Annotated in this window: 15 protein-coding genes and 1 pseudogene; 7 read left to right on the forward strand and 9 right to left on the reverse strand. The window is 59.0% G+C overall.

All coding sequences use genetic code 11. The annotated features are described in order from the left end of the window. Window positions 1–150: 150 nt before the first annotated feature. Window positions 151–1,797 carry a malate dehydrogenase (quinone) gene (gene mqo / locus PMI27_RS19385; protein WP_008156434.1) on the reverse strand — a complete coding sequence of 549 codons (1,647 nt, stop codon included), beginning with the start codon at window positions 1,795–1,797 and terminating at the stop codon, window positions 151–153. Between the two features lie 379 nt (window positions 1,798–2,176). On the opposite strand from mqo, the gene ilvD reads away from it, so the two are divergent. Next, on the forward strand, window positions 2,177–3,859 hold the full coding sequence (gene ilvD, locus PMI27_RS19380; RefSeq protein WP_008156436.1) for a dihydroxy-acid dehydratase: 1,683 nt from the start codon (window positions 2,177–2,179) through the stop codon (window positions 3,857–3,859). Between the two features lie 159 nt (window positions 3,860–4,018). Here ilvD and PMI27_RS32420 read toward each other — a convergent pair whose 3' ends face one another. From PMI27_RS32420 to PMI27_RS19360, 5 genes and pseudogenes are all read right to left on the reverse strand, one after another. After that, window positions 4,019–4,882, reverse strand: coding sequence for a methyl-accepting chemotaxis protein (locus tag PMI27_RS32420; RefSeq protein WP_371922120.1), 864 nt, complete (start codon window positions 4,880–4,882; stop codon window positions 4,019–4,021). Beyond that, window positions 4,877–5,632, reverse strand: a pseudogene (locus tag PMI27_RS32425) (MCP four helix bundle domain-containing protein); the annotation flags it as partial. The gene PMI27_RS32420 and the pseudogene PMI27_RS32425, both read right to left, overlap by 6 nt. Window positions 5,633–5,797: 165 nt before the next feature. Further along, window positions 5,798–6,745 carry a phosphatidate cytidylyltransferase gene (locus PMI27_RS19370; RefSeq protein WP_008156440.1) on the reverse strand — a complete coding sequence of 316 codons (948 nt, stop codon included), beginning with the start codon at window positions 6,743–6,745 and terminating at the stop codon, window positions 5,798–5,800. Then, the gene (locus PMI27_RS19365) at window positions 6,742–7,341 is read right to left on the reverse strand and encodes a lysophospholipid acyltransferase family protein (RefSeq protein WP_008156442.1); all 600 of its coding nucleotides are present in this window, start codon (window positions 7,339–7,341) and stop codon (window positions 6,742–6,744) included. The genes PMI27_RS19370 and PMI27_RS19365 overlap by 4 nt, the downstream gene beginning before the upstream one ends. Next, complete coding sequence (locus tag PMI27_RS19360; RefSeq protein ID WP_008156444.1) at window positions 7,328–7,960, reverse strand: CDP-alcohol phosphatidyltransferase family protein; 633 nt, start codon at window positions 7,958–7,960, stop codon at window positions 7,328–7,330. Before PMI27_RS19360 ends, PMI27_RS19365 begins: the two co-directional genes overlap by 14 nt. A gap of 190 nt (window positions 7,961–8,150) precedes the next feature. Here PMI27_RS19360 and PMI27_RS19355 point away from each other — a divergent pair, with 190 nt between their 5' ends. From PMI27_RS19355 to PMI27_RS19330, 6 genes are all read left to right on the forward strand, one after another. Further along, complete coding sequence (locus PMI27_RS19355; protein WP_008156446.1) at window positions 8,151–8,582, forward strand: nuclear transport factor 2 family protein; 432 nt, start codon at window positions 8,151–8,153, stop codon at window positions 8,580–8,582. Between the two features lie 162 nt (window positions 8,583–8,744). Then, on the forward strand, window positions 8,745–9,374 hold the full coding sequence (locus tag PMI27_RS19350) for a hypothetical protein (RefSeq protein ID WP_008156448.1): 630 nt from the start codon (window positions 8,745–8,747) through the stop codon (window positions 9,372–9,374). 19 nt (window positions 9,375–9,393) lie between these two features. Beyond that, window positions 9,394–10,065, forward strand: coding sequence for a helix-turn-helix transcriptional regulator (locus tag PMI27_RS19345; RefSeq protein ID WP_008156450.1), 672 nt, complete (start codon window positions 9,394–9,396; stop codon window positions 10,063–10,065). Window positions 10,066–10,098: 33 nt separating this feature from the next. Beyond that, window positions 10,099–10,500, forward strand: coding sequence for a GFA family protein (locus PMI27_RS19340; protein ID WP_033053332.1), 402 nt, complete (start codon window positions 10,099–10,101; stop codon window positions 10,498–10,500). A 78-nt stretch (window positions 10,501–10,578) separates the two neighbouring features. Continuing rightward, window positions 10,579–11,085, forward strand: a complete 507-nt coding sequence (msrA, locus tag PMI27_RS19335; RefSeq protein ID WP_008156454.1) for a peptide-methionine (S)-S-oxide reductase MsrA — start codon at window positions 10,579–10,581, stop codon at window positions 11,083–11,085. Window positions 11,086–11,291: 206 nt separating this feature from the next. Then, window positions 11,292–11,711 (forward strand): organic hydroperoxide resistance protein, encoded by a 420-nt coding sequence (locus PMI27_RS19330; protein WP_008156455.1) that lies wholly within the window; start codon window positions 11,292–11,294, stop codon window positions 11,709–11,711. Window positions 11,712–12,611: 900 nt separating this feature from the next. Here PMI27_RS19330 and PMI27_RS19325 read toward each other — a convergent pair. The 3 genes from PMI27_RS19325 to PMI27_RS19315 are packed head-to-tail and all read right to left on the reverse strand — an operon-like array spanning window position 12,612 to window position 15,607. After that, window positions 12,612–14,120 (reverse strand): tripartite tricarboxylate transporter permease, encoded by a 1,509-nt coding sequence (locus PMI27_RS19325; protein ID WP_008156728.1) that lies wholly within the window; start codon window positions 14,118–14,120, stop codon window positions 12,612–12,614. Between the two features lie 24 nt (window positions 14,121–14,144). After that, window positions 14,145–14,639, reverse strand: a complete 495-nt coding sequence (locus PMI27_RS19320; RefSeq protein WP_008156727.1) for a tripartite tricarboxylate transporter TctB family protein — start codon at window positions 14,637–14,639, stop codon at window positions 14,145–14,147. After that, on the reverse strand, window positions 14,636–15,607 hold the full coding sequence (locus tag PMI27_RS19315; protein WP_008156726.1) for a tripartite tricarboxylate transporter substrate binding protein: 972 nt from the start codon (window positions 15,605–15,607) through the stop codon (window positions 14,636–14,638). Before PMI27_RS19315 ends, PMI27_RS19320 begins: the two co-directional genes overlap by 4 nt. Between the last annotated feature and the right edge of the window lie 45 nt (window positions 15,608–15,652).

Here is a 15,652-nt window from a genome sequence, read left to right on the forward strand (position 1 = left end):
AGGTCTGCTTCGCAGCCCAACGGGGGCAAGCCCCCTCGCCACAAAAACTCGTCAACCTTAAGTGTTGTGTAACCTGCAAGAACTGAATCCCAGATACAAAAAAGCCCACTGACCGTCACCGGTTCAGTGGGCTTTTGATCAGGCCTCTAGTTACAGAGCCATATCAGTCGCAGCATTAGCCTTCGGCGCCTTGGCCGGAGCAGCCGGAGCAGCAGCCGGAGCCGCCATCTGACCAATCGCCGGCGGCGGAGTCAGCTGCAACACCTTGGCGGTGTAAGCCCACTCTTCAGCCACTTTCTCAGGACTGCCATTCAACTGAGTGCCATAGCTCGGCACGATCTGGTGCAGCTTTTCCTGCCAGGCAGGCGATGCAACCTTGTCCTTGAACACTTTCTGCAGCACGGTCAGCATGATCGGTGCAGCAGTCGAAGCACCCGGGGATGCGCCCAGCAGGCCAGCGATGGTGCCGTCTTGCGAGGCAACAATCTCGGTACCCAACTTCAGCACGCCACCCGCGGCTTCATCACGCTTGATGATTTGCACGCGTTGGCCGGCTTGCCACAGGCGCCAGTCTTCGGCTTTGGCGTTCGGGAAGTATTCTTTCAGGGCGTTGAGGCGGTCTTCGTCAGACAGCATCAGTTGGCCTGCAAGGTACTCGACCAGCGGGTATTCCTTGATGCCGACTTTGGTCATTGGCCACACGTTGTGCGTGGTGGTGGTGGTCAGCAGGTCCAGGTACGAGCCTTCTTTCAGGAACTTGGTGCTGAAGGTCGCGAATGGGCCAAACAGGATGACGCGCTTGCCGTCCAGGACGCGGGTGTCCAGGTGCGGAACCGACATTGGCGGTGCGCCAACGGAGGCTTTGCCGTAGGCCTTGGCCAGGTGTTGCTCGGCGATGGTCGGGTTCTCGGTCACCAGGAACGAGCCGCCTACCGGGAAGCCTGCGTATTCCTTGGCTTCAGGAATGCCGGACTTCTGCAGCAGGTGCAGTGCACCGCCGCCCGCGCCGATGAACACGAACTTGGCGTCGGTTTCGGTTTTGCTGCCGTCTTTCAGGTTTTTGTAGCTGACGCGCCAGCTGCCGTCTTCGTTCTTGGTGATGTCTTGCACTTCGCTAGACAGTTTCAAGTCGAATTTCGGCGTGGTTTGCAGGTGCGCAACGAACTGGCGGGTGATCTCGCCGAAGTTGACGTCGGTACCGATCGGAGACCAGGTGGCCGCGACTTTCTGGTTCGGGTCACGCCCTTCCATCATCAGCGGAACCCACTTCTTGATCACAGCCGGGTCTTCGGAGTACTGCATGCCGGCGAACAGCGGGCTCGCTTGCAGGGCTTCGTAGCGCTTCTTCAGGAACTTGATGTTGTCATCGCCCCACACAAAGCTCATGTGCGGTGTGGAGTTGATGAACGAACGCGGATTCTTCAGCACGCCTTGCTGAACCTGCCAGGCCCAGAACTGACGGGAGATCTGGAAGGCTTCGTTGATTTCAACGGCTTTCGGGATCTGAACGTTGCCTTTATCGTCTTCCGGGGTGTAGTTCAACTCGGCCAGGGCGGAGTGACCGGTACCGGCGTTGTTCCAGCCATTGGAGCTTTCCAGGGCGACACCGTCGAGGCGCTCGATCATTTCCATCGAAGTGCCAGGTTCCAGCTCATTGAGCCAAACACCGAGGGTCGCGCTCATGATGCCGCCGCCAATGAGCAGCACATCGACTTTCTTTGCCTCTTCCGCGTGAACGGACGTGATCCCCATCGACAAAGCCAGCCCCAGCAGGGCCGTGTTCATTTTCTTAAACATCTGTAGCACCTTTGATAAAACGCCATCCGCCCTTCCATCCCCATGCTTGAGGCCCCTGGTTCACGGCATGCAGGCAGCATGCTGTGGGTTGCGCACTCATAAGGATTGGAGGGTGGGCACACAAGGCCGACGTGTCTCCATCGACCTCAGTTTATATGTCCCTACTGAACTGACTTTTTATCGTTATTGGCTTCAGCTACTTGAGCGACAGTGATTCTGTTGGCGCGTCTCAAGGACGCGCAAACTGAATAGGTCAAAGCAAGTTAGGGCGAAGAATATCACGACACGGCAAACCCGCGCGTCTGTTCCCGACTTGATGGTCCGCCTCGGCCACTATACTCATCGTGCTTTTTCTCGATGAGCCGGTGAGGAGATTGTCATGAGCGACAAAGTTGATCTGCGCAAATATTCCTCCCAAGTGGTCGACGGCGTGGAACGCGCGCCGGGACGATCCATGCTGCGTGCCGTGGGATTCACCGACGAAGACTTCAAGAAACCGCAGATCGGCATCGCCTCCACCTGGGCGATGGTGACGCCGTGCAACATGCACATCGACAAACTGGCGATAGAAGCCGAAAAAGGCGCGAATGCCGCCGGTGCCAAGGGCGTCATTTTCAACACCATCACCATTTCCGACGGCATCGCCAACGGCACCGAAGGCATGAAGTACTCGCTGGTGTCGCGGGAAGTGATCGCTGATTCCATTGAAGTCGTGGCCGGTTGCGAAGGCTTTGACGGCCTGGTAACCGTGGGCGGTTGTGACAAGAACATGCCGGGCTGCCTGATCGGTATGGCGCGGCTGAATCGCCCGTCCATCTTCGTCTATGGCGGCACCATCCGGCCGGGCGCTGGCCATACCGATATCATCTCCGTGTTCGAGGCCGTGGGTCAGAACGCGCGGGGGGATATCAGCGAGATTCAGGTCAAGCAAATCGAGGAAGTGGCGATTCCCGGCCCCGGCTCCTGCGGCGGCATGTACACCGCCAACACCATGGCCTCCGCGATTGAGGCGTTGGGCATGAGCCTGCCCGGTTCCAGCTCTCAGGACGCCGTCGGCAGCGACAAGGCGTCGGACAGTTTCCGCGCCGGCCAGCAAGTCATGGAGCTGCTCAAGCTAGACATCAAACCGCGCGACATCATGACCCGCAAGGCCTTTGAAAATGCGATTCGGGTGGTGATCGCCCTCGCCGGCTCGACCAATGCCGTGCTGCATCTTCTGGCCATGGCGCATGCCGTGGATGTCGAGCTGACGCTGGATGATTTCGTCGAGTTGGGCAAGGTGTCCCCGGTGGTCGCCGACCTGCGCCCCAGCGGCCAATACATGATGAGTGAACTGGTGGCCATCGGCGGCATCCAGCCGCTGATGAAGCGCATGCTCGCCGCCGGCATGCTGCATGGCGATGCGCTGACGGTCACCGGCAAGACCCTGGCCGAAAACCTGGAAAACGTGCCCGACTATCCCGAAGGTCAGGACGTGATCCTGCCCTTCGACCAACCGATCAAAAAAGACTCCCATTTGGTGGTGCTGCGCGGCAACCTTTCGCCCACCGGCGCCGTGGCCAAGATCACCGGCAAGGAAGGTTTGCGCTTTGAAGGCACGGCGCGGGTCTACCACGGTGAGGAAGGTGCGTTGGCCGGCATACTCAACGGCGAAGTGAAAGCCGGCGATGTGATCGTGATTCGCTACGAAGGTCCCAAGGGCGGGCCCGGCATGCGCGAAATGCTCTCGCCGACATCGGCGGTCATGGGCAAGGGGCTGGGCAAGGACGTTGCGTTGATCACCGACGGCCGCTTCTCCGGCGGTTCACACGGGTTTGTGGTGGGCCATATCACGCCCGAAGCCTTTGATGGCGGGCCGATAGCGCTGATTGAAGACGGCGACAAGATCACCATCGATGCTGAAACTCGGCAGATTACGGTCGATGTCTCCGACGCCGAACTGGCCGAGCGCAAGACCCGATGGGTGCGCCCGGAATCCAAGTACAAACGCGGTGTGTTGGCCAAGTACGCGAAGACCGTGTCCAGCGCCTCGGAAGGCGCGGTGACGGACAAGTACCTGTAATCGACGTTGTCAGGACTGACGCCTTCGCGAGCAAGCCCGCTCCCACACTTGATCTTTGTCGAATACAAATCTGTACTCACTGGAGATCAAATGTGGGAGCGGGCTTGCTCGCGAAGAGGCCTTCACAATCACCGAAACCAATTGATCGGTACGCAAGCCTTAAAGCCTGAACCGATCCACCGACTGCGAGAGCTTGCCTGCCAGGGTGGACAGCTCATCGGTGGTCGAGGCAGTCCGGCCGATGACTTTGCTGTTGCCTTCGGACATGCCGGCAATCATTTCGACCTGATGGGCGATTTCATTGCTGGCCAGGCTCTGCTCACCGATGGTGCGGGTGATGTCATTGACCAGTTGCGTGGTGTTCAACGTGGCGTCGAGGATTTCGCGGATGGCGCGCTCGACGTCGGCGGTCACGGCCATGCCTTTGTCGACCTGCGCCACGCCCGCCTCCATGCTGGTCACCGCCTCGCGGGTGCTTTGCTGGATGCGTGAGACCATCGTGGCAATTTCCTGGGTGGAGGCGCTGGTGCGTCCCGCCAGGCTGCGCACTTCATCGGCCACCACGGCAAATCCACGGCCCTGCTCACCGGCACGAGCGGCTTCGATCGCGGCGTTGAGCGCCAGCAGGTTGGTTTGGTCGGCGATGCCCTTGATCACCTGGATGATGCTGAAAATCCCTTCGGACTCCTTGTCCAGCGTGCGGATCACCTGGGCCGATTGCTGCGCCGAACGCGCAATGCCGTCCATGTCGTTGACCACCTGATGGATCACGCGACCGCCATCCTTGGCCAGCGCCTCGGCCTGATTGGCCATGTTCAACGCACGTTCGGCATGCCGGGTGATTTCCTCGATGCTCGCGGTCATTTCACTGGCGGCAGCCGCCATGGTACTGGCCGCTACGCTTTGTTGCTGGCTGCTGCCGGCGACTTCGTGGCAGCCGCTGCTCAATTGTTCACTCATGCCGCTCACGCCGTGGGCGTTGCTGCGCACGGCTTCGATCATGCCGCGCAGGTCGCGCTGCATGGTCGCGAGGCTGCGAATCAGCGCGCTCGCTTCGTCGTTGTGAGTGGGCTCGACAATCGGTTCGCTCAGGTTGCCGTGGGCGATGCTGTCGGCGATGCGGCTGGCGGTTTGCAACGGCCCCATGATACTCAGCATCACCGAGCGCCCCTGGGCCAGCAGCAATAACAGGCTGGCGATCAGGACGCCGCCGAGGGTGAAGTTGGCGTTACTGATGACTTTCTGAGTGCCGACACTGGTCTGTTGGGTGTTGGTTTCGATCAGTTCGCTGAGGGCGGCCATCTGTTCTTCCAGCTGGCTGAATACGCTACTGAAACTGCCCAGTTGTTGCTGCGCGGCTTCCGGATTTTCCAGCGCCAGCGCGACGATGCGCTCGGCTGCGCTGATGTAGGTATCGAGGCTGGGCTTGATCTTGTTCAGGCTCGCTTTAAGGATGTCGTTGACCGGCAGCTTGAGGTTTTCACCGAGCATTTCACGAAAATGCGCCGCATGTTCCTCGATGGAACTGCGCACCTCGGCTTTGCTGCTGGTGCTTTTACCCAACCCGACCAGCATCGCCGACAGCACGTCGGCGCGTAACGCATCGTGCATCATGTCGGCTTCGAGGTGATTGCGCAGCACGGCCATACTGACCTCGTTGTCATTCACCGCCTCAGCCATCTGGGTGTTTCCCAGGTAACTGACCAGGCTCATGATCAACGCGGTAATCAGCCCGGTGCCAATCAGCAGAATCAAACGTAATTTTATGGACACTCTGTGGTTCCTCTCTCGGCACGTTTGTCAGTTGCGTTGAAGCCAACTGCGGATTGGTTTGCTAAAGAGGTTATCGACCGGCGCGAGTGGTTAATGAAGCGAAAGTCCATACGCGCATGTCTTTACGACATGCGGTATGTTTTTTCGGTTTTGAGGGCGCCTGAATCAGGCAGCGGAGAAGAAGTAGCGCGTCAGGTGAAAGAAGATCGGTGCTGCGAAGCAAATCGAGTCCATCCGGTCGAGCATGCCGCCGTGACCTTTGATCATGGTGCCCCAGTCCTTGGCGCTCAAACTGCGTTTGATCGCCGACATGACCAGACCACCGAGGAAGCCCATCACCACGATGACGAACGACATCAGCAGTGACTGCCAGAAGCTGAAGGGGGTCATCCAGAACATGCAGCCGCCAATCAGCGTTGCAGACAGGCCTCCACCGACCAGACCTTCGACCGTTTTTGACGGACTCACCAGCGGCGCAACTTTGTGCTTGCCGAAGAGTTTGCCGAACACGTACTGCAGCACATCACTCAACTGAACGACGAACACCAGATAGAACAGCAGCAGCGCGTTTTGGCCCGCGAACCCTTCCAGATCCAACAGCAAAAGCGCGGGCGCATGGCTGATGCAATAAATGCAGATCATCACGCCCCACTGGATCTTCGCCGTCCTTTCCAGGAAGCCGTCAGTGTCCTGGCTCAGCACCGCAATCGCCGGTAGCAGCAGGAATGAATACACCGGAATCAGCAGCGTAAACATCGAATACCAGTGCGTACCGATCAGGATGTATTGCAGCGGGATCAGGATGAAAAACGCCGAAAACAGGGCGTTATGGTCACCCCGCCTGGTCGGTGTCAGGGTGATGAACTCCCTGAGCGCGAACAGTGAGATGAATCCGAACAGGACGACCGTTGCATTACCGCCCAGCAGGTAGGAAACGAAGAAGATGATGACCATCCCCCACCAGGCATTCACGCGCTGATTGAGGTTTTCGATGGTCGAGACAGCGCCTTCCGTTTTGGCCCGCCGGGCCAGCAATCGACCGGCCAGCGAAGCAATCGCCAGCAAACATGCCAATCCGAAAAAGAACCACAAAAACTTTGCTTCAAGACTCATTTCGACAACCCCACAATGGCGTTACGCGCGCGTTCCAGAAACACCTGTTTATCCTCGCCAGCAATCCTTTCCATCGGATTGCCGATACGGATCGTGCAGATGATCGGCAGAGGGACGTGTTTGCCTTTGGGCATGGAGCGATGAAGGTTTTCCAGGTAGATCGGTACCAGATCGACATCGGGGAAGGTCTCGGCCAGCCGGTAAAGACCTGATTTGAATTCTCCGGGCAGTGCCTCGGATGAGCGCGTGCCTTCCGGAAAGAAGATGATCGAATGACCCGCCTGCACCACATCGAAAATGGGCTCCAGCGCGTTTTTACCGGGCGCCGGTTTACGGTCGATCAGCACGGCATTCAGGCCTTTCTGGGAGATGTACGACAGAAATCGGTTTTTCCCCCAGTAATCGGCAGCGGCGATCGGCTTCACATTCAACCTGGCCTCAGGCGGCAGGGCCGCAATGATGGCCAAGGTGTCCATGTGACTGGTGTGGTTGGCGAAATAGATTCGCTGACGCGTGAGATCCGGCGGGCTCTCCCATCTGGCCGTGACGCCAATCAACAGTCGAAGAACAGAAATCAGCGCATTACTGATCCACATGGTCGGCCCCCTTCAACTGCTTGGCGATCGCCAGCGTTCGCGTAGCGCAGGTGGCGACAGAGCCAATGGCGATGACAGCCAGTGCGATCAACAGTACGTAGTGAGTGCCATAAAGCTTTGCTTCGATGGCATTCAGCAGCAGTCCTGCGGTCATCACGGCCATTCGATGCTGCTTGGCCATAGGGCCGATGAAGGTCTGCTTGAGGCCAATCGAGCCGCCGAACACCCTGACATACGCAGTCAGTGCCGCCGCCAGGGCAGCAAACCATCCGAGGTCGGATTGGCCAATGGCATACCCGAGCCCGACGATCAGCAGGCTGTCGGCGATCCGGTCGGGGAATTCGTTGTAGAGACTGCCGATGTCGGACTTCTTGCCGCCCTCTATCGCCACCATCCCATCGAACAGGTTGCACAGCAGGCGCAACTGAATGCCGATCGCGCAGCAGATCGATCCAATGACACCGCTATCAATATTGAGCGCCACGACGCCGGCAAGCGCGAAGGCGATGCTGGCGACGGATATCTGATTGGGGGAAATGTCTCTTTTCACCAGAATGTCGGTGATGTGTCTTGCCCAGCCCGCAGAGCGCGTCTTGATGGGCCTTCTGTTGTCATCCACTGGCCAATATCCCTATAAGTGATGTGTTACTACGTGTTGCATTGTAATAGCGAGTCGCGCTGACTACCCAGCAATATGAGCCCTCAACGCAAGTTCGTTTTTTTCTCGGCTGCATGCTAGGTTGTACGATGACCGATAAGTGATATTTTTCACTCTCGCTCCGACGACCCACAACAACAAGGAAACACCCATGAAAAAAGTGAAATTGCTGATTGGATTCTTGTGCCTCTTCAGTGGCTACGTAGCCGCTGCCCCCACTTCCGCGGACAAGGATGTTGCGCAAGCCGTCGATCATCTGACGCAGGCCATGCTGCACAAGAACATTGCCGAGCTGAAAGCGCTGACCGCCGAGAACCTGACCTACGGGCACTCCAGCGGAAAGATCCAGGACAAGAAAGCATTCATCGACGATATCGAGACCGGCAAAAGCGCGTTCAAAACCCTGGAGATGCAGAACCAGACCATCACCATTTCGGGTGACGTAGCGTTAGTCCGCCATCACTTCTCGGCTCAAGCGCTCAAAGGCACCGAAGTGGTTCCGACCGAAATCGAGAACTTCCAGATCTGGCAAAAACAGAAAGGCCACTGGTTGCTGGTCGGTCGACAAGCGTTCAAGTTCTGATTTTTGTGTAACGAAGGGGACGCCGGTCAGCCAGGCTTCGGTGTCCCCTACTCTCCCCCTTTATCTACCGTTGATCCGCGAGTTTGGTCTGAATCCGATAAAAACATATTTGTATGCTTAAATTGATATTGTCGAACAATCCCACCACCAGAGGGTGCCGTCATGAATATCAAAGTCCTGGCTTTAATGCTGTTGGCGTTCTGTGCTCAACCGGCCTGGAGTCAGAATCCCCCCGCCGCTCCAGCCTCCGCCGACAGCGCCGCGCTGACCACACGCCTGGCCTTGCGCGACCTGTGGGTCGAGCATATTTTCTGGATCAGAAATTATGCGATCGCCAACCAAACAGCGGACAAACAGCAAGCCAAAGTCGCCGCTGACCAGGTCGTCGACAACGCGACCAAAATCGCCAACAGCATCGCTCCACTCTACGGCCAGCCCGCTGCCGATCAACTGCTCAAGCTGCTTGCCGGTCACTGGGGCGCGGTGAAACACTACAGCGATGCCACGGTCGCCAAAGACACGAAGGGCAAGCAGACAGCCGTCACGGATTTGACCAGCAATGCCAAGGCGATTGCGGCGTTTCTGGCCAAAGCCAACCCCAACCTGCCTGAAAACACGCTGGTTGCCATGTTGTCGGCTCACGGCGGCCACCACGTCGCCCAGGTCGATGAACTCGCCGCACATGACTATGCAGGCGAAGCACGCACCTGGCAGATGATGCGCACCCACATCGTGTCGCTGGCTGACGCGCTGACGGCCGCACTGGTCAAGCAGTTCCCGGACAAGTTCTGATACCGCGCGAGGGCAAACCATGCTGGAAGGACTGGGCCGTACACAGCAGGACCTGCTCAATGCGCTGCTGCACCATGCGGGCGGCATGAGCATTGACGAGTTGGCTGACCATCTTTCGGTGACACGCACCGCGGTTCGCCAGCATCTGGCGGCGCTGGAGCGTGACGCCTTGGTGCTGCGCGGCGAAACCCGGCCAACGGGCCGCCGTCCGGAGCAGCTGTATCGGCTCACCGACCATGCGCGGGAGCAGTTCCCTCGCCAATATCAGATGCTGGCCAGTGTGCTGATCGAGGAAGTGGCCGACATCATCGGCCCCGATGCCCTGGCTTCGCTGATGCGCAGCATGGGCCGTAAACTGGCCCAGGACCGCGAACCTCAGGTGGTTGACGAAGCCAGGATCGTGCAGCACATGAACCAGGCAGGATACGAAGCAGAGGTATTTTTTCGCTCGTCCGACGACAAGGAAATCGTCGCCCACAACTGCGTCTTCCACCGCCTGGCCGCGGCCCACCCGGTGGTCTGCGAACTGGACCTGGCGTTGATCGGAGCGTTAGGCGGTGGTGAAGTCGATCACACGGAGTGCATGGTGCGCGGCGGAAATGTCTGTCGATTCAAACTGCGACCAACCGTAGAAAAGGCCAGCGAGCCTGGTGTTTCACCCAACTCGCCAAACCCCGCACCGGACCGCTAAAGTGGCGCGACCGAGACTTGAGAAACGATGAACATGGATGCACTTCACCAAGGAAGTTGCCTGTGCGGCGCAGTGAAATATCGGGTGGTTGCCGAGCTGAAAGCGGTTACCCATTGCCATTGCAGCCAATGCCGCAAGGGCCACGGGGCAGCGTTTGCGACGTATGCAACCGCACCCAGGTCTGCGATCAAGATCATTGCGGGTGTCGAGTCGCTGAAAACCTTTAACTCGTCTGAAGGTGTCGCCCGACAGTTCTGTGGCGACTGCGGCTCTTCGCTGTTCTGGTCTGATTCCAAAAGTGAGTTTTCGGATTGGATGTCCGTGGCGATAGGCACGCTGGACACGCCGTTCCTGAGTGAAAAACAGAAACATGTGTGTGTTGCATCGAAAGCGCCGTGGTACGCAATCGAGGATCGGTGGCCGCGGACGGAGTGAGCGCTTTCGGCCAAGAAGCGAAAGCACATGAGGTACATTGATACCGGACGCTAAATTCACTGATGGGAGGGACCGTATATGACGACGCGAACTGAAACTGCGATCCTGGCCGGCGGTTGCTTCTGGGGCATGCAGGATCTGCTAAGACGCTATCCCGGCGTGCTCTCCACGCGGGTAGGCTACTCGGGCGGCGATGTACCCAACGCGACTTACCGCAACCATGGCACGCACGCGGAAGCGATCGAGATCGTGTTCGATCCGGACCAGATCAGCTATCGCCAGATCCTCGAGTTTTTCTTTCAGATCCACGACCCGACGACGAAAAATCGTCAGGGCAACGATGTGGGTATGAGCTATCGCTCTGCACTGTTCTATCTCAACGATGAGCAGAAGCAGGTGGCCGAGGATACGGTGGCCGACGCTGATGCATCTGGCTTGTGGCCCGACAAGGTCGTCACTGAAATCGTGCCCGCAGGCCCGTTCTGGGAAGCAGAACCAGAACATCAGGACTACCTCGAACACTATCCCAACGGTTACACCTGCCATTTCATTCGGCCAGACTGGAAGCTGCCCAAACGAGAGTGATGGTACGGCGCATCTGTGAAGGGTCAGGAAGCAAGGTGATTTGTATCACTCTGTATGTTCGCGGGCGATCTTACACAGCGATACACAATCGCCGGATCAGGACACATACGCATTACATGAAGGTGAAAAAGTGGGTGGCGTCGCACACCTGGCGTTCTTCGATGAACCCAGGCTAAAGAGCCCAACACCCCAGCAGGAACCACCTCATGATCAATGAAATCGATACCGTGCTTTACACCGGCAAGACCCACACGACCGGAGGCCGTAACGGCGAGGCGCGAAGCGACGATGGACGTTTGGACATCAAGCTTTCCGCGCCTGGCTCGTCAGGGAGTGGCACCAATCCCGAACAGCTGCTGGCTGCAGGTTGGTCGGCCTGTTTTATCGGTGCAATGAGTAAGGCGGCTGTCGCGTTGAAGGTGACTCTGCCGAGCGATGTTGCCGTCGATGCCGAAGTGGACCTGGGCAAGACCGAAGACGCCTTTTTCCTCCAGGCGCGCCTCAATGTCAGCCTTCCGGGTCTGGACCCTGTTGTCGCGCGGGCGGTGGTGGATGGTGCCCACCAGCGGTGCCCGTACTCGAAGGCTACCCGTGGCAACATCGACGTCACGATTAATCTGGTTTGATCGAAACACCTCGTGCGGCCTGACGCTGTCACTTAAGGTCGGGGGGCATATCCGTTTCTGCGGTGATGGCTGCTGGCGGTTTCGCTCTTACAGCGAGTCACTTGGAAAAGCCCCAAGTAACCAAGGGCTCTTGCCCCTGGCGTACGGCCCTTCGCTTAGGCTCAGGGTTCCCTCGCTCCGGTCCTGCTCCGTGGGCCCGCCGCCATCGGCCATCCATGGCCGGGGGCGGCTACCACGGCATCCTTGCCGCGGTGCCCACTGCGCAGAACCTGCGCTCGGCCTCTCGATGGGGCGGTGCATCAAGATCAAAAGCTGCAGGCGAGCTAACGCTCGGCCTGTTGAGTGGTGAGAAGCAAAAGCTGTACACCGATCTGCTTTATGTGGGAGCGGGCTTGCTCGCGAAGGGGTCGTGTCAGTCGACATCAAAGGTGGATGCGAGTCCGCCTTCGCGAGCAGGCTCGCTCCCACAGTTGGAATTTTGCCGGGCACGGGATTGGGGGGGGCTCCGTCGATGAACTACGGGAGCGGGCTCGAAGGATAGGCCGGCCCGTAGGCCGCCTCGCTTTTGCTTTTGATCTTCTTGCCCCGTCGGAAGGCCGAGCGCAGGTTCTGCGCAGTGGGCACCGCGGCAAGGATGCCGCGGTAGCCGCCCCCGGCCATGGATGGCCGATGGCGGCGGGCCCACGGAGCAGGACCGGAGCGAGGGAACCCTGAGCCTAAGCGAAGGGCCGTACGCCAGGGGCAAGAGTCCTTGGTTACTTGGGGCTTTTCCAAGTGACTCGCTGTAAGAGCGAAACCGCCAGCCGCCGTGACCGCAGAAACGGATATGTACCCCGATCTTAAGTAAACAGCATTACCCGTGCGGCCAGCCTACCCAGCAGGCTGCACTGGCCACTGCCCTCAATCGTCCTCATGCAACTTGATACCGCGAGCATGAAGCAGATGCGGAACCACCAGCACCAGCAGCGTCAGCGCGAGGAACGCGGCCGATATCGGTTGCGTCACAAACACCAGCCAGTCGCCCTCGCTGATGGACAACGCATTGCGCAGCTGCTTTTCAGCCATCGGCCCCAGCAGCATGCCGACGATCACGGGGGCGACGGGAAAATCGAAACGACGCATCAGCACCCCGCCCCAACCAATTGCCAACATCAGCATAAGATCGAAGGAAGAGTGACGCATGCCGTACACGCCGATGGTGGCAAACACCAAAATGCCGGCGTTCAGATACGGGCGGGGAATCTGCAGAAGCTTGACCCACAGGCCCACCAACGGAAGATTCAACACCAGCAGAATTACGTTGCCGACATACAGCGAGGCCACCAGGGTCCAGACCAATTCTCCCGACGTCTGAAAGAGCATCGGCCCCGGCTGCAGGTTGTAGTTCTGGAACGCGGCCAACAGAATCGCCGCCGTGGCGGACGTCGGAATGCCGAGCGTCAGCAGTGGCACCAAAGAACCCGTCGCACTCGCGTTGTTGGCCGCCTCGGGACCGGCAACCCCCTCGATCGCCCCCTCGCCCTTGCTGCCCGCAAACTCTTTCGGGTACTTGCTCAGTTTGCGTTCCGCCGAATAGGACAGGAACGTCGGAATTTCCGCGCCCCCGGCCGGAATCGACCCGAATGGAAAACCGATCAACGTGCCCCGTAGCCACGCGGGCACCGAGCGTTTCCAGTCAGAGCGCGTCATCCACAACGAGGTCAAACGGTGCCGACCGGACGCTTCTTCTTTCTGATAAAGCAGGCTGTACAACGCCTCACCCACGGCAAACAAACCGACCGCCACGAGCACGACTTCGATGCCATCGACCAACTCCGGCACCGCCAAGGTGTAGCGGGCAATGCCCGAGGTCGAGTCCAGGCCGATCAAGCCGATGGTCAGCCCAACGCCTAGCGAGGCAAAACCGCGCAGCATCGAAGCGCCGAGTACCGCAGACACCGTCGTGAAGGACAGCACCAGAATCGCGAAATACTCCGCAGGACCAAACTTGAGCGCCAACGTGGCAACAATCGGGGCAAACAATGTCAGCAACACCGTCGCGATGGTGCCAGCAACGAATGAGCCAATCGCGGCGGTGGCCAGGGCCGGTCCTGCCCGGCCGTTGCGCGCCATGAGATTGCCTTCCAGGGCCGTGACCATGGAGGACGATTCACCGGGCGTATTGAGCAGGATGGAAGTGGTCGAGCCGCCAAACTGCGCGCCGTAATAGATACCGGCGAACATGATCAAGGCGCCCGTAGGGTCGACCTTGGCGGTAATCGGCAGCAGCAGCGCCACCGTCAGCGCCGGCCCAATACCCGGCAAGACACCAATGGCGGTGCCGAGCAAACAGCCGATAAAGCCCCACATCAAATTAATCGGTGTCAGCGCAGCGGAAAAACCAATGGCCAGGTTCGCGAGAGTTTCCACCTTGTTTACCTCCTTCGGCCCGGGTCAGATCCAGGCGTTGACAAGGGGCGGCAGGGAAACCCCTAGCCCGGCGTTGAACAGCCAGTAAATCGGCAGGGTCAAAGCAATACCGATGGCGAGGTCCTTCACCGGCCGACGACTGCCAAAACCCCGTGCCGAACAGGCGAACAGCAGCCCGGCGGCCAATACAAAACCGATGAGGTTAATCAGCACGGCCACCCCCACAAGTCCCGCCGTCACCCAGGCTGCGCCGGATTTTCCGCCGGGCAGCACTTGGGCAGCTTCGTCGCTGTGGTCTGCCAACTCGCGGAAACCACCGGTAGCGGCCTGATAACACAGCAACAGACCGACGACGCCCAGGAACACCGCGACGGCGTACGGATAGACGTGGGCCCCCAGGATGACGAACCCCATCTCGGGAGGAAACCGGAATGCGCCCACCGCCAACACGGCGCTGATGGCGATCACTCCGATGCCGATCGCCAGTTGTACCGGCACGATTGCGCGAGGCTGAGTCATTTCGAAACCAGTCCGACCTCGACCAGCATCGCCCGGAGCCGTACATGCTCTTCGTCGACGAATTTGCCGAACTCATCGCCGGTCAGGACGTTGGGTGACCATTTGTTGGTCTCGATATTGTCTTTCCAGACTTTGCTGTTGGTGGCGGCCACGACGGCGTCGGTCACTTCTTTGCGCTGCTCGGGCGTGAGGTTCGCGGCACCGTAAACGCCCCGCCAATTGCCGATGGTCACGTCGTAGCCTTTCTCTTTGAGGGTCGGCGCATCGATGCCTTCGATACGTTCGGGCGAGCCGATGGCGAGTACTCGGAACTGGCCGTTTCTGATGTATTGGCCCAGCTCGGCATAACCGCCGGTGATCACCTTGATCTGCCCACCCAAAGCCTGAGCAACGACCTCACCCCCGCCCGCGAAGGCGACGTAATTCACCTTGTTGACCGGGACACCCATTTTCGCGGCCAACTCGGCTATGCCGATGTGATCGATCGACCCCTTGGAGCCACCGCCCCAGGAGATACTGGTCGGCTTGTCCTTGAAGACTTTCAGCAAGTCCTCCAGGGTTTTGAATTCAGACTCCTTGCGCACGGCAATCACGTTGTATTCGGTAAACAGCCGGGCAATCGGCGTTACGTCCTTCAAGGTGATTTGCGGTTTGTTCTGTTCAATGGCAGTGACCATGATCGCGCCGACAACCAGCAGCGCATTCGGATCGCCCTTGGTGCTGTTGGCGAACTGCGCCAGCCCCAACGTCCCCCCTGCTCCGCCCTTGTTCTCGAAGGTGGTGGATTTGGCCGTGTTGGCCTCGATCAAGGCTTTGCCCAGAACCCTGGCGGTCTGGTCATAGCCGCCACCCACAGAACCCGGGGCCATGAACTTGACGGTGTCCAGCGCAAAGGCCGGTGTCGCGAGTGCGGCAGCGGTCATTCCCACTGCCATGTAGCGGCTGAATCGACTAAACAAAGCGAACATGCGTTTTCTCCCGAGACTTTTTGTTTTTATGGGCACCCGTTGAAC

This window comes from Pseudomonas sp. GM41(2012) (assembly GCF_000282315.2).
Lineage (GTDB): Bacteria > Pseudomonadota > Gammaproteobacteria > Pseudomonadales > Pseudomonadaceae > Aquipseudomonas.

Coding starts and splice junctions, on each gene's coding strand:
- mqo (WP_008156434.1), bottom strand. CDS start 1,797: ATGTTTAAGAAAATGAACACGGCCCTGCTGGGGCTGGCTTTGTCGATG.
- ilvD (WP_008156436.1), top strand. CDS start 2,177: ATGAGCGACAAAGTTGATCTGCGCAAATATTCCTCCCAAGTGGTCGAC.
- PMI27_RS32420 (WP_371922120.1), bottom strand. CDS start 4,882: ATGCAGCGCGACCTGCGCGGCATGATCGAAGCCGTGCGCAGCAACGCC.
- PMI27_RS19370 (WP_008156440.1), bottom strand. CDS start 6,745: ATGAGTCTTGAAGCAAAGTTTTTGTGGTTCTTTTTCGGATTGGCATGT.
- PMI27_RS19365 (WP_008156442.1), bottom strand. CDS start 7,341: ATGTGGATCAGTAATGCGCTGATTTCTGTTCTTCGACTGTTGATTGGC.
- PMI27_RS19355 (WP_008156446.1), top strand. CDS start 8,151: ATGAAAAAAGTGAAATTGCTGATTGGATTCTTGTGCCTCTTCAGTGGC.
- PMI27_RS19350 (WP_008156448.1), top strand. CDS start 8,745: ATGAATATCAAAGTCCTGGCTTTAATGCTGTTGGCGTTCTGTGCTCAA.
- PMI27_RS19345 (WP_008156450.1), top strand. CDS start 9,394: ATGCTGGAAGGACTGGGCCGTACACAGCAGGACCTGCTCAATGCGCTG.
- PMI27_RS19340 (WP_033053332.1), top strand. CDS start 10,099: ATGGATGCACTTCACCAAGGAAGTTGCCTGTGCGGCGCAGTGAAATAT.
- msrA (WP_008156454.1), top strand. CDS start 10,579: ATGACGACGCGAACTGAAACTGCGATCCTGGCCGGCGGTTGCTTCTGG.
- PMI27_RS19330 (WP_008156455.1), top strand. CDS start 11,292: ATGATCAATGAAATCGATACCGTGCTTTACACCGGCAAGACCCACACG.
- PMI27_RS19320 (WP_008156727.1), bottom strand. CDS start 14,639: ATGACTCAGCCTCGCGCAATCGTGCCGGTACAACTGGCGATCGGCATC.
- PMI27_RS19315 (WP_008156726.1), bottom strand. CDS start 15,607: ATGTTCGCTTTGTTTAGTCGATTCAGCCGCTACATGGCAGTGGGAATG.